Here is a 17,598-nt window from a genome sequence, read left to right as displayed (position 1 = left end):
GCCCGGCCCGCCGGCACTGCCGCTACGTCACGGCGCGCGGCTCAGGCGGTGAGACGGTGGACGGCGGCGATCAGCTGGGCCTCGTCGCCGGAGGGCGGCAGGGCGCGGTGCGCGGTGGCGGCCATGCGGGCCTGCTCCTCGGTCGAAAGCCCCGCCAGCGCGGCGGCGAAGCTTTTGGCGTCGGTCACCGGCAGGGCGGCGCCGGCGGCGTCGAGCGCGGCGAAGACCTCGGCGAAATTGTAGGTCGAGGGGCCGTGCAGCAGGGCGCAATCCTGGGCGATCGGCTCGAACGGGGTGTGGCCGCCCTTTTCCACCAGCGAACCGCCGATGAAGGCCGCGCCGCAAATCCCGTACCAGAGCGGCATCTCGCCCAGCGTGTCGGCGACATAGACGGCGGTGCCCGGCCCGGGGTCGTGCCCCTCGGAGCGGCGCCGCGTGTCGAACCCGCGGGCGGCGGCCAGCCCGGCGATCATCGCGCCGCGCTGCGGATGGCGCGGCGCGAGGATCAGCAGGTCGAAGCGGTCGCGGCTGCGGGCGAACCCGTCGAGGATCACCGCGTCCTCGCCCTCGTGGGTCGAAGCGGCGAGCAGGCAGCGGGCGCGCGGCGGCGTGGCGAAGGCGGCGGGCGGCGCCGCGGCGGCGGTGAGCCGCGACTTCAGCACCACGCGCGGCCCTAGCCGGTCCGGCGGCAGGCCGGCGTCGATCAGCCGGCGGGCCGAGGATTCATCCTGCGCCGAGACCCAGCTCAGCCGGGTGAGCATGTGGCGCAGCAGGCCGGGGGCGAAGCGCGCCCAGCTCCGCGCGGACCGCGCCGAGAGCCGCGCGCCGAGCGCGATCACCGGCAGGCCGGCGGCGGCGGTCCGGCTGATGCGCTCGGGCCAGAGCTCGTTCTCGATGGTCACCAGCGCCCGCGGCTTCGCCCGGGCGAGGAAGCGGCGCAGGCAGCCCGGCGTGTCCCAGGGGGCGAGCAGGGCGGTGGTGCGGGGCAGGGCCCAGCCCTGCACCATGGCGCGGGCGCTGGGGTTGTTGCAGGTGATGAGCAGCGGCCGGTCCGGATCGCGGGCCAGCAACTCCTCGATCAGCCAGCGGGCCGAGGTGATCTCGCCGTTGCTGGCCCCGTGCAGCCAGAGCGGCCGGCCGGGTTGCGCCGGGATCAGGCCGAGCCGCTGTTCCGCCTCCTGCGCCACGCCGCGGCCGCGCAGCCGGCGCCAGGCCGTCGCGGCGAGCAGGACCGGCAGGGCAAGGGTGAGGATCAGGCGGTAAAGGGTCAGCACGGGAAGTCCTTCGCACAGTGTCTTGGCGAGAATTCAGGGCGGGGGCAAGCGGAAGACACTGGCATCGGACGCGAGGCAGGGGGTGCGACATGTCGCCACCCACAAGAACTTTTTAGAATTGATCGAAGTCAAGTTGAAGACCGTGATGAAATCCTAGGCTCTTCTAGCATGGTAAATCGATTACAGGAGACGAAAATGCGCGTTCTGATGGCCGCCCTGATCGCCGGCACGGCGATGACCGGAGCGGCACAGGCAGATGCCCTTCGTGACAAGGCCCTGACCTATTTCGCTCCGCTGCCCTCCACGGTGCCGGCGGTGAAAGACAACACGATCACCCCCGAGAAGATCGCCCTCGGCAAGGCGCTGTTCTTCGATCCGCGGCTGTCGGCTTCGGGCGTGTTCTCCTGCGCCTCCTGCCACAACCTGGCGACCGGCGGCGACGACAACATGGAGACCTCGGTCGGGCATGGCTGGCAGAAGGGGCCGCGCAACGCGCCCACCGTGCTGAACGCGGTGCTGAACGAGGCGCAGTTCTGGGACGGGCGCGCGGATGACCTGAAGGCGCAGGCCAAGGGCCCGATCCAGGCCGGGGTGGAGATGGCCAACACCCCCGCCCAGGTCGAGGGCACGCTGGCCTCGATGCCGCTCTATGTCGAGTGGTTCACCGCCGCCTTCCCGGAGGAGACCTCGCCTATCAGCTTCGACAACATGGCGCGGGCGATCGAGGCCTTCGAGGCGACGCTGATCACCCCGGCTCCCTTCGACTCTTGGCTGAACGGCGATGACGCGGCGCTGACCGCGGAGGCCAAGGCGGGGCTGGAGCTGTTCATCGACAAGGGCTGCTCCTCCTGCCACTCCGGGGTGAACGTCGGCGGGCATGGTTACTACCCGTTCGGCCTGGTCGAAAAACCCGGCGCCGATGTGCTGCCCGAGGGCGACAAGGGCCGCTTCGCGGTGACGGCGACGGTGGATGACGAATATGTCTTCCGCGCCGCCCCGCTGCGCAACGTCGGCGTGACCGCGCCCTATTTCCACTCCGGCAAGGTCTGGGACCTGAACACCGCCGTCACCATCATGGCGGAATCGCAGCTGGGCGAGGACATGAGCGACATCGAAGTGACGCAGGTCGTGGCCTTCCTCGACAGCCTGACGGGAACCGTGCCGCCGGTGACGCTGCCGGAACTGCCGCCGGAAACCGCCAAGACGCCGCGCCCGACGGTCGAGCTGCTGCAGTAACTGATCCGGGAGGGGCGGCCCGCCGCCCCTCTCCCCCTCAGCCGCCGAGACGGTGGCAAAGGTTCGCCAGATGCGTCGTCATCCGGCAGGATCGCGTCTTGTGTCACGACGCTACCCGAGGCGCGGGACGCGCAAGGTTGCAGAGCCGCAAGGCCTCGGAGAGGTCGCTGGTCGCCTGCGGCGCGCGGGTCTGCGCCACCACCTCGGGCCCCAGCTCCAGCAGCCCGCCGCCCAGAACCAAGGGCACGGGCCGAGCCGCCTCGACCAGCCGGCGCAGCACCTGCGGATCCTCGCTGCGCGAGGCCGAGAGGAAGACGGCGTCGAAGCCGCTCTGGCGCAGCTGCTGTTGCAGGTCGGCGGGCCGTGCCCCCAGCAGCAGCCGGACTGAAAAACCCTGACGGCGCAGCTGGCCCGCCAGCAGCACCGCGCCCAGCGTGTGATGCGCCTCGGCCGCGGTCGCCACCAGCACCGCCGGTCCATCGCCATAGGGATGCAGCGCCGCCGCCTCGTCGAGCTCGCGCAGCAGCGATTGCAGCCGAGAGGCGCCCAGGGTGACATCGGCGAAGCTGTTGCGGTCGGCGACCCAATCCTCTCCCAGCGCCTGCGCCACGGCGGGCACGTAGATGTCGGCGATCCGCCCCGCGTCGATGCCGGCCTTCATCATCCCCTTGGCGCTGCGCAGGCAGGCCCCCGGCTGATCGCGCAGGCAGGCGGCGCGCAGTTGCGCGACATAGCGGCTGATCGGACGACGGCTGGCCCCGGCCTTGCGTTGCGCCAGAAGGTCCCGGGTCAGCGGTTCCACCTGGTTGAGCACGGTCTTCGCTGGAAGATCCCGCCGGGGAGGTTTCTGTTCTGGCACGCTGATCCGGAATGGCTGACAGCGCTTGCTGAACGCGGCCTTCTCGCCCCGAGAGTCCGGCATGGGGCGGCGGCTGTCAACATATGCAAAAGTCTGAAACTATGGCAGGCTTGGCGGCTGCCGGCCGGGCCAGTCGGTCGCGCGGTGATACTGCTGGCCGAGCCGCAGGATCGCCCGGTCGGCGCCGCGCGGGCCGAGGATCTGCATCCCCATCGGCAGCCCGTCGCGGAAGCCTGCGGGCACGGCGAGGGTCGGCAGGCCGGCGAGGCTGGCCGGGATCACCACCTCCATCCAGCGGTGGTAGGTGTCCATCGGCTTGCCGTCGATGCTTTCGGGGTAGCGCCAGTCCTTCGGGAAGGGCCAGACCTGCGCGGCGGGCAGCACCAGCGCGTCGAAGCGGGTGAAGAGATCGGCCAGCGTGGTGAACCATGCCGAGCGGATCACCGAGGCGCGGTGGACCTGCATCGCGTCGAAGCCGAGGCCGCGCTCGATCTCCCAGATCGCTTCGGGCTTCAGCAGGCGGCGCTTGGCCGGATCGTCGTAGAGCGCGGCGCGGGCGGCGGCGTTGGACCAGCTGCGCAACGTGGTCCAGCTGTCCCAGAGCTCGGCAGCGGGGAAGGGCGGGGCCAGCGGTTCGACATGGTGACCGAGGTCGGTGAGCGTCTTGAGCGCGGTCTCGCAGGTGCCAAGGATGCCCGGCTCAATCGGAAAGGCGCCGCCCCAGTCGCCGAGCCAGCCGATGCGCAGCGCTTCGGGGGCGGCGTCGAGATCGGTGGCATAGGGCTGCCACGGCCGGGAATGGGGATTGGCGGCATCGGGCTGGGCCAGCGTTTCCAGCAGTCGGGCGAGGTCTTCGACGCAGCGCGCCATCGGGCCGTCGGTGGCGAGCTGGTGCAGGAAGCTGTCGCCCACGGGATCGGAAGGCACGAGGCCGAAGCTGGGGCGGAAGCCGTAGACGTTGCAGAAGGCGGCGGGGTTGCGCAGGCTGCCCATGGCGTCGGAGCCGTCGGCGACGGGCACGAGGCGCGCGGCCAGCGCCGCCGCCGCCCCGCCGGAGGAGCCACCCGCCGTCCGCTCAGGGGCATAGGGGTTGGCGGTGACGCCGTGCACCGGGTTGAAGCTGTGCGAGCCGAGGCCGAATTCGGGCGTGTTGGTCTTGCCGATGAAGATCGCCCCCGCCGCGCGCATCCGGGCGGCGAGCATCTCGTCCGCCTCGGGGACGAGATCGGCGAAGATCGGCGAGCCGAAGCTGGAGCGGATGCCGCGCACCGCGACCAGATCCTTCACCGCCAGCGGCAGCCCGTGCAGCCAACCGCCGGTGCTGTCGTCGGCGGCCTTCGCCTCGGCCAAGAGCTCGTCGGGGTCGCGCATCGCCACGATGGCGTTGAGCGCCGGGTTCACCCGGGCGATGCGGGCGAAGAAGGCCTGCATGATCTCGGAGGGGGCCGCCTTGCGGGCGGCTACGAGGCGCGAGAGGTCGGAGGCCGAGAGGCTGGTGAGATCGGTCATGGCATTCCAGAAAAACGGGCGGGGCCGCGGAGGCCCCGCCCGGGGGTCAGGTTACTTCTGGAGTTCGGTCCAGATCGCGGTGATGTATTCCTGCGCCTTGGGGCTGCAGGCCGGCAGGAAGTGGCCGGCGGCCTTGAACTCCTCGGGCACCACCACCTCGGGGGCATCCTTCATGTCCTCCGGCATGAACTCTTCGGAGCCCGCGACGCCGTTGGAATAGCGCGCGAAGGCCGAGAGCATGGCGGCATGTTCCGGCTCGAGGATGTAGTTGATGAAGGTATAGGCGTTCTCGACGTTCTGCGCGTCCTTCAGGAGGGCGATCGAATCCATCCAGAGGATGAAGCCCTCTTTCGGATAGCCATAGGCGACGTCGGGGTTCTTCAGCCGGGCGCGCAGGATCGCGCCGTTCCAGTAGACCGAGGCGGCGACGTCGTTGGTCGCCATCTTGTCCTCCATGCCGTAATCCATGCTCATCCAGTGCGGCTTGGCCGCCATCAGGATGTCGCGGGTCTTCTTCAGCACCTCGACATCCTCGGTGCAGAACTCGCCGCCGGCATACATGGTGGCCAGCGCCACCACGTCGTTCATCTCGGGGGTGACGTTCACCTTGCCCTTCAGCTCGTCCGGCACGTCCAGCCAGATGGCCGAGGTGTTGATGTCGCCCTTGTAGACCGAGGTGTTCACGCCCACGCCGGTCGAGCCCCAGAGCCACGGCACCGAATAGGCGCGGCCCGGATCCCAGTCGACATCCATCCAGTCGGCGGCGATGTTCTTGTGGTTCGGCAGCTTCGACAGGTCGAGCTCGGTCAGCAGACCCTTGTCGCGGAAGATGCCGACATAGTTGGCCGAGGGCACCACCAGGTCGAAGCCCGCACCGCCGGCCTCGATCTTGGCGAGAGCGGTGGTGTTGCTGTCGTAATCGGTGACGCTGACCTTGATGCCGGTGTCCTTCTCGAACTTCGCGAGAAGCTCGGGCGAGGTGTAGTTGCCCCAGTTGTAGAGGTTCAGCACCCCTTCGGCGCTGGCGAGCGAACTGCTGGCCAGCAGCAGCGCGGTGGCGGTGATCAGTCTTTTCATCGGTCTCTCCATGTTGGTCTTGGCGCGGGTTCAATCCCGCTTGCGGGTGAGCAGGAAGAAGACGGTCAGCAGCAGCACGGTGAGGCCGAGCAGCACCGTGGAGATGGCGTTGACCTCGGGCGTCACGCCGCGGCGCAGCTGGCCGAGCATGTAGGTGGGCAGCGTGTCCTGCCCCGCCGATTTCACGAATTCGGTGATGACCACATCGTCGAGCGAGATGACGAAGGCCAGCATCGCCCCGGCGATGATGCCGGGCAGGACGAGCGGCAGCGTGACATGGCGGAAGGTCTGCCAGGGATTGGCGTAGAGATCGGCGGCGGCGGTCTCGAGGCTGAGGTCCATGCCCTCCAGCCGGGCTCGGATCGGCAGGTAGGCGAAGGGGATGCAGAAGGCGGCATGGGCGAGGATCAGATAGCCGAGGCCGGTGTAGCCGGTGGCGACCTTGACGCTGGCGAAGACGATCAGCAGGGCGACGGCGGTGACGATCTCGGGCACCATCAGCGGCTGGTTGATCATTACATAGATGAAGGTCTGCCCGCCGAAGCTGCCGCGCCGCGTGGTCCCCAGCGCCGCCATGGTGGCCGCGGTGGTGGCGATCAGCGAGGCCGAGGCGGCGATGACCAGCGAGCGGATCGTGGCCTCCTGCACCGTGGCGTTGGCCCAGGCGGCCTCATACCAGCGGAAGGAGAAGCCGCCCCAGCTGGAGATCGAGTTGGCGCCGTTGAAGGAATAGCCGACCAGCGTGATGATTGGCGCGTAGAGCGCGATGAAGGCGATGGCCGCGATGGCGGTGAAGCCGGGCAGCGAGGTCGCGTCGAAACCCTTACTGGCCATGCGCGCCTCCCTTGCCGGCGGCCCGGACATAGACGAGCAGCGCCGCCAGCACGATCAGCAACAGCAGCATCGACAGCGAGGCCCCCAGCGGCCAGTTGCGGCCCTGGCCAAACTGCAGCTCGATGAAATTGCCGATCATCATCTGCTTGCCGCCGCCCAGCACGCGCGGGGTGACGTAAGCCCCCAGCGAGGGCACGAAGACCAGGATCGACCCGGCGACGATCCCCGGCTTGACGATGGGCAGCACGATCCGGCGCAGCACCTGCCAGCGGTTGGCGTAGAGGTCGTAGCCCGCCTCCAGCAGCCGCATGTCGAAGCGGTCGATGGCGGCGAACAGCGGCAGCACCATCAGCGGCAGGTAGACATAGGCCATGCCGATCAGCACGGCGGTATCGGTGTAGAGGATCTGGATCGGCGTCGCGATGATCCCGGCGGCCATCAGCACCGAATTCAGGATGCCCTCGTTGCGGATCACCTCGTTGATGGCGAAGGTGCGGATCAAGAGGTTGGTCCAGAACGGGATAGTGATCAGGAACAGCCAGAGCGCCCGCGCCTTTGGCGGGCGGGTGGCGATGAACCAGGCGGTGGGGAAGCCCACGGCGAAGGTGATCAGCGTGGTCAGCAGCGACAGCCGCACCGAGCGCCAGAAGATCGCCAGATGCGCGTCGGCCAGCTGCATCGTCTCGGTGAAGATGTCGCGGGTGAACAGGATGCCGACCCAGGCGTCGGTCGAGAACTCCCAGACCACCCCGCCATACTGGCCCGGCGTCAGGAAGCTGTAGACCAGCACCACCAGCAGCGGCCCGGCGGCGGCGAGGGTCAGCAGCAGCAGCGCCGGGGCCGAAAGCAGCCAGCCGTCGCGCACCCGCCGCCGCTTGGCGGCCTCTTCGCCTGCGGACATGCTCATTCCCCCAGAACCTGCGCCGCGCCCGGGGCGAAGCGCAGGCCGACGCGGCCGCCGCGTTCCAGTCCGGCCTCGCCGGAGACGCTGCTCTGCAGCCGCGCCACAACCTCGGAGCCGTCGGCCAGCGCCATGTGGCAATGGGTGTCGGTGCCGAAATAGACCAGATCGGTGATGGTGGCGGGCAGGGCGTCGGGCTCGGTCGCTGGCACGATCCGCACCTGCTCGGGCCGCACCGCCACCGTGACATTGCCGGCGTTGCGCAGCGTCGCCGCCACCTCGATGCTGCCGCCCGAGGCGAGGATGACGCGGCCGTCGCGCAGCGTGCCGGGCAGGAAGTTGGTCTCGCCGATAAAGCTGGCGACGAAGCGGTTGGCCGGGCGGGTGTAGATGTCGCGCGGCCCGCCGATCTGCAGGATCTTGCCGGCGCTCATCACCCCGATCCGGTCGGACATGGTGAGCGCCTCTTCCTGATCGTGCGTCACGAAGATGAAGGTGATCCCGGTCTCGGTCTGCAGCCGTTTCAGTTCGGTCTGCATCTCCTTCCTGAGCTTCAGATCCAGCGCCGAAAGCGGCTCGTCCAACAGCAGCACCTTCGGCTGCGGGGCCAGCGCCCGGGCCAGCGCCACGCGCTGCTGCTGGCCGCCGGAGAGCTGGCTGGTCTTGCGCCCCGCCATCGCCTCCAGCCGGACGAGCGCCAGCATCCGGTCGGTGGTGGCGGTGACCTCGGCCTTCGGTCGGCCCTGCATCTGCAAGCCGAAGCTCACGTTCTGCGCCACGGTCAGATGCGGGAACAGCGCGTAGCTCTGGAACACGGTGTTCACCGGTCGGCGGTTCGGCGGATCGCTGGTGATGTCCTTGCCATCCAGCAGGATGGACCCGGAGGTCGGCGTCTCGAAGCCGGCGATCAGCCGCAAGAGGGTAGTCTTGCCGCAGCCGGAGGGGCCGAGCAGCGTGAAGAACTCGCCCTTGCGGATCTGCACCGAGACATCGTCCAGCGCCCGGACGGCCACGTCACCTTGGCCGAAGGCCTTGATTGCATTGCGGGCCTCGACGGCTATGGTTTCGGTCACTGATTTCCCCGCTGTCGTTTCGCCAAGGTTAAGCAGGCCCCTCCGCCTCTGGCAACCCTCACGCGGGGCCCAGAGGCAACGGGGCCGGTCTGCGGTGGCTCCAGGGCGCCGCCCGCTCGATTTCTGCGCAGAGCGCGATCAGGAGTTCATCCTCGCCGAAGCGGGTGGCGAGATGGATGCCGATCGGCAGCCCGCCCGCCGACATGCCCAAAGGCAGCGAGGCGGCGGGCTGGCCCGAGGCGTTGAACACCGCGCAGAACGGCGAATAGGCGAAGACGCCCTCCGGCCCGGTGCGGAAGGCCACGTAATCCTCGGTGTCATGCGAGAAGCGCCCGACCTTGGCGGGCGGCTCGGCTAGCGTGGCCGACAACAGGATGTCCGGCCCGCGCTCGGGGTCGAAGAACCGCGCCATCTGCCTCCCGAAGGCATGGATCTCGCCCACCGCCTCCAGATAGCGCTCGCCCGGGATCTGCGCGGCGCGGGCGATGGCGCCGCGCGACACGCCCTCCACCTCGCCCTCGGCCAGCGGCTGGCCGCGCAGCGCCTTGCGGATGCCGAGCGCGGTGCCGCAGGCGACGATGTCGGTCCAGGCCGCCATCATCCGCGCCACATCGGCGTGCGGCCGCATCGGCTCGACCACATGGCCGAGGCTCTCCAAGAGCGCGCCGGCGGCCAGCACGGCGTCGCGCACCTCGGGATGGATAGGCTCGCCGGTCAGCGTGGTGTCGCAGAGCGCGACGCGCAGCCGCTGCGGCGGGCGCGAGATGGCGTCGGCATGGCTGCGCACCAGCGGCGGCGCCCAATAGGGCGCGCCCAGATCGGCGCCCGCGCAGGCGTCCAGCATGGCGGCGGTGTCGCGCACCGAATGGGTGAGGAAGCCGTCGATCGCCATGCCGCCCCAGCCCTCGCCGGAATAGGGCCCGTCGGGCAGCCGGGCGCGGGTCGGTTTGAAGCCGAAGAGCCCGCAGCAGGAGGCGGGCACCCGCACCGAGCCGCCGCCGTCCGATCCATGCGCCATGGCGACGATCCCCGCCGCCACCGCCGCGCCGGACCCGCCGGAGGAGCCGCCGGAGGTGTGGTCGGGGTTCCATGGGTTGCGGGTCGGCCCGCCATAGACCGCGGCCTCGGTGGCGACGCCGATCCCGCCCTCGGGCGAGGTGGTGCGGCCGAAGGTGACGACCCCTGTGGCGCGCATCCGCTCGAAGATCGCCGAATCCTGCGCGTAGCGGGTATTGGCCAGCAGACGCGAGCCGTTGTGCGCCGGGAAGTCCACCGCCTCGCAGCCGAGATCCTTCAACAGGAAGGGGACGCCGGTGAAGGGGCCGGCGGGCAGGCCGGCGGCGATGGCGCGGCGCGCGGCCTCCTCCTGCACCAGCGCCACGGCGTTCAGCGCCGGGTTCAGCTCCTCCACCGATTGCAGCGCCGCGTCGAGCAGCTCGTCGGGCGTCACGTCGCGCCGGGCGACGAGGGCCGCGAGATCGGTTGCGTCCTCTGCGCCGAAAGTCCGAAACATGCGATTCCCCTCTGTCTGCTCTGGCGGTCCCGGCCATGCTGCGGCGGCAGGGGGCCGGGGTCCACCCGGATTCGCCGTTCCAAGGGGCAAATGCGACACCTTTCGTCGCAGTCGTACCACGCGCCGGGGCAGGGCTTGACAGGCGGGAGCGTTAACCTATTCAGGGCGGGCTTCGGTTCCGGCTGACCCCGGATGAAAAGGGAACGCGGTGCGGCCATCCGGCCCATCCCGCGGCTGCCCCCGCAACTGTGAGCGGCGAGCGACGGTCGACAGCGCCACTGGGGGTTCCCCCGGGAAGGCCGACCCGAGCGGAGACCCGCGAGTCAGGAGACCTGCCGAGGCGCTCACCCTTTCCGGGGCGCGGGGCGCGTTCCGGAGGCGGTCTTCCCGCTTCAGGTGACGAACCGCCGCCCCGGGGACCTTCCTCGGCCGGCACTGTCGCAAAGCCGCTCCGCCGCCCCGAAGGGTCCGCGGAGGAAAGGAAGTGAAGATGAAACACCCAAGCCTTCCGCTGCTGGCCCTGATGGCCGCAATCCCCGCGCCGGCCCTGGCGCAGGACATCCTGCTGCAGGGGATCGTCGTGTCGGCGAGCCTCGAAGAGACCGAGGCGAGCCGGACGGGGGCCAGCGTCAGCCTCCTCAGCGAAGAGGATCTTCAGGCGAGCGACATCGCTCTGGCCGACAACCTCGCCCGGCTGCCGGGCCTGTCCTACAGCCGCAGCGGCGGTCTCGGGGCGACCAGCAAGCTGCGCATCCGCGGGCTCGGGGGGGAGCATATCGCGGTGCGGATCGACGGGCTGGACGTGGCCGACCCTTCGGCCACCCAGACGGCCTTCGATTTCGGCGGGCTGGCGACGGGCGGTCTGTCGCGGGTCGAGGTGCTGCGCGGGTCGCAATCGGCGCTCTACGGCTCCGAGGCGGTGGCGGGGGTGGTCGACATCCGCAGCTTCCGCCCGACCGATCAGGGAGTGAGCGGCGTCGCCTCGATCGAGACCGGCAGCAACAGCACCTGGTCGGGCAACCTGTCGAGCGGGCTGCTGACCGACCGGGCGGAACTGGCCTTCACGGTGACGCGGACCATCACCGACGGCATTTCCTCGGCGGCCTCGGGAACCGAGCGCGACAGTTTCGCCAGCACCTTCGCGACGCTCTATGGCGCGTTCGATCTCACCGAGACGCTTCGCCTCGGCGCCAGCGGGCTGTCCGCCGATACGGTGCTCGACTTCGACCGGTTCGGCACGGAGGGGCCGGCAGACTCGTTCGAGACGACGCGCGGCAACCTGAGGGGCGGTCGGGTCTTTGCGGAGTTCACGACCGGCGCTGTGGAGCACACGCTCTCGCTGTCCCGAACCACGATCGAGCGCCGGACGCCTGTGCAGAAGCCCTCGGACATCGGCTATTACGAGGGCCGGCAGACCGGGATCTCCTATCTCGGCGGCGCCGATCTGTCCGGGCAGATCCGTCTCGCCTTCGGGGCGGAGCGCACGAAGGAGGAACTGGTCGCCGGGGCTGGCCAGCCGGGCAGCAACGAGTCGGATGCCCTGTTCGGCGAGCTGCGCTATGCGGTGACGCCCGAGCTCGACCTGTCGCTGGCGCTGCGGCATGACGACCCCAGCGACTTCGACGGCAGGACCACGGGCCGGCTGGCGGCGGCATGGCGGATCACCGACGCGACGATCCTGCGCGGCGCCGCGGGCACCGGCTTCCGGCTGCCGTCGATCTACGAACGTTTCGGCGGCTACGCCTCGGAAGACCTGCAGCCCGAAACCAGCCGCAGTTACGAGCTGGGGGTGGAGCGGCTGTTCGGCGAGGAGGGCAGCCTGCAACTGACGCTGTTCGACAGCACGATCACCGACCGCATCGGCTTCGACGCCAACGAGACGAGCTGCGGGTCGGGCTTCGGCTGCTATGCGCAGGTCGATGGCGACACCCGCAGCCGCGGAGTGGAGCTTTCGGGGCGGGTGGCTGTCGCGGAAGGCTGGACGCTGTTCGGAAACTATACCTATACCGACGCCAAGACCACCGATCAGGGTGTGGAGACGCGCAGCGTGCGCGTGCCGCGGCACGATCTGGTCCTTGGCCTCGACGCGCGTCTGACCGCCCGGCTGACCGGGACGCTCACGGTGCAGCATGTCGCGGATGTCATGGATACGGTGGTGACCTATGGCGCACCGGACGAGCCGCTCGACGACTACACGCTGGCCAATGCCGCGCTGAGCTATGCGGTGAGCGACAGCGCCGATGCCTATCTGCGGATCGAGAACCTGTTCGACGAGGACTATCAGACGGTGAGAGGCTATGGCCAACCCGGGCGGTCGGTTTTTGCGGGGCTGCGTGCGCGGTTCTGATCCCTTGGGCGCAGGCCTGCGCACCGTGGCGCTTTGCGCTTCGGTCGCGGGCTCGGCGCTTCTGCCGGCGCGCGCGCAGGCCGACGCCCCCGCGCGCGTCGTGTCGATCAATCTCTGCACCGATCAGCTGGCGATGATGCTGGCGGCGCCGGGGCAGCTGGTGTCGGTCTCGGCGCTGGCGGTGGAGCCGCAGTCCTCGTCGATGGTGGAGGAGGCGCGGGGCATTCCGCAGAACTACGGTCAGGCGGAGCAGGTGTTTCTGCTGCGGCCCGATCTGGTGCTGGCGGGCGCCTTCACGGCGCGGGCGACGGTGGATCTGCTGCGCAGGCTGGGGGTGACGGTGGTGGAGCTGCCGCCGGCCGACAGCCTCGACGACGTGGCCGCGCATCTGCGGCTGGTGGGCGCGGCGATGGGACGGGAGGCGGAGGCCGAGCGGCTGGTGGCGCGCTACGAGGCCGATCTGGCGCGGTTGCGGGTGAGCGCCGAGCCTGCGCCTGCGGCGATGTATTACCCGAACGGCTATACCACGGGGGCGGGGACGCTGGCTGACGAGATCCTGCGCCATACCGGGTTTTCCAATGTCGCGGTGGCGGCGGGGCTCGCGGGGGGCGGCATCCTGCCGCTGGAACGGCTGGTGATGGCCGAGCCCGAGATGGTGGTGACCTCGCTGCCCTATCCCGGCGCGTCGCGGTCGGAGGAGATCCTCGTGCATCCGGCGTTGCAGGCGGTGCGGGAGCGGGCGGGGTCGGCCGAGGTGACCGACGCCGACTGGATCTGCGGCACGCCCCATGTCCTGCGCGCGGTGGCGGGGATGGGCGAGGCGCGGCGCGGACTGGATGCGATGCAGCTGTCGCAGGCCGCCCCTTGAGCTATCGCGGGCTTCTTGCGGCGCTGGGCGCGCTGGTGACGCTGCTGTTCGCGGCATCGCTGCTGGTCGGGCCCGCGGCGCTGGGGTTCACGGAGTCCGTCGTGGCGCTGCTGACCGGGCGCGGCGAGGCGGTGGTGCTGGTGATGCGCGAGATCCGCCTGCCGCGGGCGCTTCTGGGGCTGATGGTGGGCGCCGTGCTGGGGCTGTCGGGGGCGGCGATGCAGGGCTTCCTGCGCAATCCTCTGGCCGAGCCCGGGCTGATCGGCGTGTCCTCCTCGGCGGCGCTGGGGGCGGTGATCGCGCTGCAGACCGGGATCGCCGCCGCCTTCACGCTGGCCCTTCCGCTGGCGGCGCTGGCCGGGGCGGCGCTGTCGGTCTTGTTGATCCTCGGGCTGGCCGGGCCGCGGGGCGGGGCGCTGGCGCTGATCCTTGCCGGGATCGCCATTTCCGCGCTGGCGGGGGCCGGGGTGGCGCTGGTGTTGAACCTGTCGCCCAACCCCTTTGCCGCGATGGAGATCGTGTTCTGGATGATGGGCTCGCTCGCCGATCGGTCGATGGTGCATGTGGCGCTGGCCGCACCCTTCATGCTGCTGGGCACGCTGATGCTGCTGACGCTGGGGCGGGGGCTTGATGCGCTGACGCTGGGCGAGGATGCCGCCGAAGCGATGGGGGTGCGGTTGGGGCGGCTTCGGCTGGTCTTGATCTTCGGCACGGCGCTGTCGGTGGGCGCGGCGGTGGCGGTGGCGGGAACGGTCGGCTTCGTCGGGCTGGTGGTGCCGCATGTGCTGCGGCCTCTGGTCGGGGCGCGGCCCTCGCGGCTCTTGCCTGCCGCGGCGCTGGGCGGGGCGGCGATGCTGCTGGCCGCCGACATCGCCGTGCGGGTGATCGCGCCCGACCGCGACCTGAAGCTGGGGGTGCTGACGGCGCTGGTCGGCTCGCCGTTCTTCTTGCACCTGATCTGGCGGATGCGGAGGCTGGAGGCATGATGCTGGCGCTCTCCAACCTGACGGTGCGGCGCGGCGACTGCCCGGTGGTGGACCGGGTGACGCTGACCGTGGGTCCGGGCGAGTTCGTCGGGCTGATCGGGCCGAACGGCGCGGGCAAGACCACGCTGTTGCGCGCGGCGCTGGGATTTCTGGCGCATGAGGGGGAAAGCTCGCTGGCCCGGCTGACGCCACGCGAGCGGGCGCGGGCGGTGGCCTTCCTGCCGCAGGCGCGCGAGATCGCCTGGCCGGTGGATGTGGAGACGCTGGTGGCGCTGGGCCGGGCGCCGCATCTGGGCCGGGCGATGGGGGTCGAGGATCGCGCGGCGGTGGAGCGGGCGTTGCAGCGGATGGGGCTGGAGGGCTACCGCGCGCGCGTCGCCACGGCGCTGTCGGGCGGCGAGCAGGCGCGGGTGCTGATCGCGCGGGCTCTGGCGCAGGAGACGCCGCTGCTTCTGGCCGACGAGCCGGTGGCGGGGCTGGACCCGGAGAGCCAGATCCGGGCGATGCAGGTGTTCCAGGACCTGGCGGCGGAGGGGCGGGCGGTGGTCGCCTCGATCCACGATCTGGGGCTGGCGGCGCGGCATTGCACGCGGCTGGTGCTCTTGGCGCGCGGGCAGGTGGTGGCGGATGGCCCGCCTGCCGCGGTGCTGACGGCGGAGAACATGGCGGCGGTCTTCGGCGTGCGGGTGTTCTATGCCGAGACGCCGGAGGGGCCGGTGGTCCAGCCGCTGGGGGTCACGCGGTGATCGAGGTAAGGCTGGAGCGGCCCTGGCTGATTGCGGAGCTGGCCCGGCCGATGCGGGTGCTGAGCTGGGCGCCGCATCGCGCGGGGTTCGTCACCACCGACCGGATCGTCTGGCGCGAGGTGCGCAATGCCGATCTGGCGCCGGGTTTCGATGCCGAGGCGTGGCTGGCGGAGGCATTGGGCGCGGCGGGGCTGGGGCAGGCGGTGGCGATGATGACCTCGCGCGATGTGGGGACATGGCGGCTGGAGGTGGTGACGGTCGAGGGGCTGCGGGCGGCCTGTCTGGCGACGGTGGGGCTATCCAATGCCGAAAGCGTCGGGCGGCGGCTGCCGTGGCATGCGGCGGAGTTCGGCACGATCAATCTGGCGGTGGCGGTCGAGGCGGAGCTGACCGAGGCGGCGCAGCTCGAGGCTTTGTCGATCGCCGTCGAGGCGCGGACGGCGGCGGTGATGGCGACGGGCTGGGAGCTCGCCACCGGGACGGCGACCGGCACCGGGACGGATTGCGTGGCGCTGGCCTGCCTGCCGGGGGCGGGGCGCTATGCCGGCAAGCACACGGCGGCGGGCGAGGCGGTGGGGGCTGCGGTGCGCGGCGCAGTGGCGGCGGCGACAGCCGACTGGCTGCGCTGGCGCAGGGCGCAGGGCTGATCAGCCGGCGAGCACCCGGCGCAGCTCCGCCGCGATGCGCTCCGGGGTGACCGGCTTCGCGACATAGCCGTCGATCCCCTCGGCCAGATAGGCGCTGCGCTGGTCCTCCATCGCGTCGGCGGTCATCGCCACCACCGGCAGCCGCGCCTCCGGTCCGGGCAGGGAGCGCAGCGCGTGGAAGGTCTCGACGCCGTCCATCCCCGGCATGTTCATGTCGAGCAGCATGAGGTCGAACCCGCCGCCCCGCACCATCGCCAGCGCCTCCGGCCCGCTGCCGGCCTCGGCGGCGGCAATGCCGAAGAGCTGCAGATAGGCTTTCGCGACCAGCCGGTTGGTGGCGATGTCATCCACCACCAGCACCCGGCGGCCGGCAAGCTCCGTCTCCTCCGGCCGCTGCGGCTGTCGCGCGGGCGGCGGGGCGGGCGGGTCGGCCAGGATCTCCTGTTCCAGCGTCAGGATGAAATGCGCGCCGCTCTCGCCCGGGGTCAGCCGCATGGCCCAGAGGTCGCCGCCCATCCGCCGGGCCAGCGCCCGGCTGATCGACAGCCCGAGCCCGTTGCCCGCCGGCGCCGTCGCATCGGGGTCGCGCAGCACCGGCTCGAAGATCGCCTCCTGCCGGCCCGCGTCGATGCCGGGGCCGGTGTCGCTGACCTCGATCCGCAGCAGCGGCCGCCCCCCGGCGCGCGGCTCGGTCCGCGCGGTGATGCGGATCGAGCCGCTGGTCGTGTGTTTCAGCGCGTTGGACAGGAGGTTCGACAGGCATTGCCGCAGCCGCTGCGGGTCGAGCCGCGACCGCGCCGGCAGGTCGGGCGCGAGGTCGAGCAGCAGCGCCACCCCCGCCTCCTCGATGATCGGGCGGAACAGCTCGGCCGTCGCCAGGATCTCGTCGCGCGGCGAAACCGCGACCGGGCGGATCGGCAGCAGCCCCTTCTGCACCGCCGACATGTCGAGGATGTCGTCGAGGATGACGCTGAGCCCCTGCGCCGCGGTGATCAGCACCGAGAGGTGATCGCGGCTCGCCGGATCGCGGGCGCGGCGCAGCTCGGCATGGCCCATGCCGAGGATGGCGTTCAGCGGCGTGCGCAGCTCGTGGCTCATCTGGGCGAGGAAACGGTCCTTCGCCGCACTGGCCGATTGCGCCGCCAGGCCGCGCTCGGCGCTTTCCCGGTGCAGCCGGTTGCTGACCACGATGGCCCCCAGCGTATAGCCGATGGCGACCAGCGCGCAGAGCGTGCTGACCAGGAAGCCGGTGAACTCGCCGCGCGGCAGCCAGTAGAGCGTGTTGCTCGCCAGCCCCGGCAGGGCCACGGCGGCGATGCCGGTGAGACCCATCGGCAGGTGGATCGAGCGCACGGTGGCGACATGCAGCATCAGGCAGGTCGCCAGCCCGACGGCGAAGGCCTTCATGAACGGGTCGTCGAGATGCCAGAGGATCGCCGGCGGCATCACGAATCCGGTCTCGAGCAGGAAGGCCATCAGCAGGTAAAGCCGGTAGCGCGCCGGCTCGACCAGCCGGGACGGCTCGCGGTCCAGCAGGAACTGGCCGATCTCGCCCAGGATCACCGCGAGGAGGCAGGGCAGGATCAGCGAGGGCGGCAGCAGCGTCGCGGCGATGGCATTGGCCAGCGTCATGGCGACCAGCCGCACCGGACGCTCGCGGCGCAGAAGGTCGCTCTGGCGCACGAGCTCGTCGCGCAGGGCGGCCGGATCATGCGGGCTGGTGATCAT

15 protein-coding genes and 1 riboswitch are annotated in these 17,598 nt (G+C 70.7%); of the genes, 6 read left to right on the top strand and 9 right to left on the bottom strand.

Annotated elements, in window-relative coordinates; all coding sequences use genetic code 11:
• Nucleotides 1–41: 41 nt before the first annotated feature.
• A complete protein-coding gene (locus C5F48_RS07190; protein WP_245941447.1) occupies nucleotides 42–1,274 on the bottom strand; it encodes a 3-deoxy-D-manno-octulosonic acid transferase in 1,233 nt (410 codons plus the stop codon).
• 195 nt (nucleotides 1,275–1,469) lie between these two features.
• Here C5F48_RS07190 and C5F48_RS07185 point away from each other — a divergent pair, with 195 nt between their 5' ends.
• Nucleotides 1,470–2,510 carry a cytochrome-c peroxidase gene (locus tag C5F48_RS07185; RefSeq protein ID WP_107663226.1) on the top strand — a complete coding sequence of 347 codons (1,041 nt, stop codon included), beginning with the start codon at nucleotides 1,470–1,472 and terminating at the stop codon, nucleotides 2,508–2,510.
• A 103-nt stretch (nucleotides 2,511–2,613) separates the two neighbouring features.
• Here C5F48_RS07185 and C5F48_RS07180 read toward each other — a convergent pair whose 3' ends face one another.
• The 7 genes from C5F48_RS07180 to C5F48_RS07150 all read right to left on the bottom strand — a co-directional run bounded on the left by C5F48_RS07180 (nucleotide 2,614) and on the right by C5F48_RS07150 (nucleotide 10,276).
• Entirely contained in the window at nucleotides 2,614–3,324 is a 711-nt protein-coding gene (locus C5F48_RS07180) for a cobalamin B12-binding domain-containing protein (RefSeq protein WP_170139669.1), read from the bottom strand.
• Between the two features lie 144 nt (nucleotides 3,325–3,468).
• Complete coding sequence (locus C5F48_RS07175; protein ID WP_107663224.1) at nucleotides 3,469–4,878, bottom strand: amidase; 1,410 nt, start codon at nucleotides 4,876–4,878, stop codon at nucleotides 3,469–3,471.
• A gap of 51 nt (nucleotides 4,879–4,929) precedes the next feature.
• Nucleotides 4,930–5,955 (bottom strand): extracellular solute-binding protein, encoded by a 1,026-nt coding sequence (locus tag C5F48_RS07170; protein ID WP_107663223.1) that lies wholly within the window; start codon nucleotides 5,953–5,955, stop codon nucleotides 4,930–4,932.
• A 30-nt stretch (nucleotides 5,956–5,985) separates the two neighbouring features.
• Nucleotides 5,986–6,789: an ABC transporter permease gene (locus C5F48_RS07165; RefSeq protein ID WP_107663222.1), complete on the bottom strand. Its 804-nt coding sequence runs from the start codon at nucleotides 6,787–6,789 to the stop codon at nucleotides 5,986–5,988.
• Entirely contained in the window at nucleotides 6,779–7,690 is a 912-nt protein-coding gene (locus C5F48_RS07160) for an ABC transporter permease (protein ID WP_107663221.1), read from the bottom strand. The genes C5F48_RS07165 and C5F48_RS07160 overlap by 11 nt, the downstream gene beginning before the upstream one ends.
• Nucleotides 7,691–7,692: 2 nt before the next feature.
• Entirely contained in the window at nucleotides 7,693–8,763 is a 1,071-nt protein-coding gene (locus C5F48_RS07155; RefSeq protein WP_107663220.1) for an ABC transporter ATP-binding protein, read from the bottom strand.
• Between the two features lie 58 nt (nucleotides 8,764–8,821).
• Complete coding sequence (locus C5F48_RS07150) at nucleotides 8,822–10,276, bottom strand: amidase (RefSeq protein ID WP_107663219.1); 1,455 nt, start codon at nucleotides 10,274–10,276, stop codon at nucleotides 8,822–8,824.
• A gap of 156 nt (nucleotides 10,277–10,432) precedes the next feature.
• Nucleotides 10,433–10,630, top strand: a riboswitch (cobalamin riboswitch).
• 136 nt (nucleotides 10,631–10,766) lie between these two features.
• Between C5F48_RS07150 and C5F48_RS07145 the strand changes: the two genes are divergently transcribed.
• The 5 genes from C5F48_RS07145 to C5F48_RS07125 are packed head-to-tail and all read left to right on the top strand — an operon-like array spanning nucleotide 10,767 to nucleotide 15,870.
• On the top strand, nucleotides 10,767–12,623 hold the full coding sequence (locus C5F48_RS07145; RefSeq protein WP_107663218.1) for a TonB-dependent receptor plug domain-containing protein: 1,857 nt from the start codon (nucleotides 10,767–10,769) through the stop codon (nucleotides 12,621–12,623).
• Complete coding sequence (locus C5F48_RS07140) at nucleotides 12,598–13,491, top strand: ABC transporter substrate-binding protein (RefSeq protein WP_373454331.1); 894 nt, start codon at nucleotides 12,598–12,600, stop codon at nucleotides 13,489–13,491. The genes C5F48_RS07145 and C5F48_RS07140 overlap by 26 nt, the downstream gene beginning before the upstream one ends.
• Nucleotides 13,488–14,477, top strand: coding sequence for a FecCD family ABC transporter permease (locus C5F48_RS07135; protein WP_107663216.1), 990 nt, complete (start codon nucleotides 13,488–13,490; stop codon nucleotides 14,475–14,477). Before C5F48_RS07140 ends, C5F48_RS07135 begins: the two co-directional genes overlap by 4 nt.
• The gene (locus tag C5F48_RS07130) at nucleotides 14,477–15,223 is read left to right on the top strand and encodes an ABC transporter ATP-binding protein (protein WP_107663236.1); all 747 of its coding nucleotides are present in this window, start codon (nucleotides 14,477–14,479) and stop codon (nucleotides 15,221–15,223) included. The genes C5F48_RS07135 and C5F48_RS07130 overlap by 1 nt, the downstream gene beginning before the upstream one ends.
• Nucleotides 15,220–15,870, top strand: coding sequence for an adenosylcobinamide amidohydrolase (locus C5F48_RS07125; protein ID WP_107663215.1), 651 nt, complete (start codon nucleotides 15,220–15,222; stop codon nucleotides 15,868–15,870). Before C5F48_RS07130 ends, C5F48_RS07125 begins: the two co-directional genes overlap by 4 nt.
• Here C5F48_RS07125 and C5F48_RS07120 read toward each other — a convergent pair whose 3' ends face one another.
• Nucleotides 15,871–17,598, bottom strand: a complete 1,728-nt coding sequence (locus tag C5F48_RS07120) for a response regulator (protein WP_107663214.1) — start codon at nucleotides 17,596–17,598, stop codon at nucleotides 15,871–15,873.

The organism is Cereibacter changlensis JA139 (genome assembly GCF_003034985.1).
Classification (GTDB): domain Bacteria; phylum Pseudomonadota; class Alphaproteobacteria; order Rhodobacterales; family Rhodobacteraceae; genus Cereibacter; species Cereibacter changlensis.
Note: the sequence above shows the minus strand (reverse complement) of the source record. Positions and strands in the feature narration are given on the sequence as shown.

Excerpts from the sequence above, each read along its gene's own strand:
- C5F48_RS07185 (WP_107663226.1), top strand. The coding sequence starts at position 1,470 with ATGCGCGTTCTGATGGCCGCCCTGATCGCCGGCACGGCGATGACCGGA.
- C5F48_RS07175 (WP_107663224.1), bottom strand. The coding sequence starts at position 4,878 with ATGACCGATCTCACCAGCCTCTCGGCCTCCGACCTCTCGCGCCTCGTA.
- C5F48_RS07170 (WP_107663223.1), bottom strand. The coding sequence starts at position 5,955 with ATGAAAAGACTGATCACCGCCACCGCGCTGCTGCTGGCCAGCAGTTCG.
- C5F48_RS07165 (WP_107663222.1), bottom strand. The coding sequence starts at position 6,789 with ATGGCCAGTAAGGGTTTCGACGCGACCTCGCTGCCCGGCTTCACCGCC.
- C5F48_RS07160 (WP_107663221.1), bottom strand. The coding sequence starts at position 7,690 with ATGTCCGCAGGCGAAGAGGCCGCCAAGCGGCGGCGGGTGCGCGACGGC.
- C5F48_RS07150 (WP_107663219.1), bottom strand. The coding sequence starts at position 10,276 with ATGTTTCGGACTTTCGGCGCAGAGGACGCAACCGATCTCGCGGCCCTC.
- C5F48_RS07145 (WP_107663218.1), top strand. The coding sequence starts at position 10,767 with ATGAAACACCCAAGCCTTCCGCTGCTGGCCCTGATGGCCGCAATCCCC.
- C5F48_RS07130 (WP_107663236.1), top strand. The coding sequence starts at position 14,477 with ATGCTGGCGCTCTCCAACCTGACGGTGCGGCGCGGCGACTGCCCGGTG.
- C5F48_RS07120 (WP_107663214.1), bottom strand. The coding sequence starts at position 17,598 with ATGATCACCAGCCCGCATGATCCGGCCGCCCTGCGCGACGAGCTCGTG.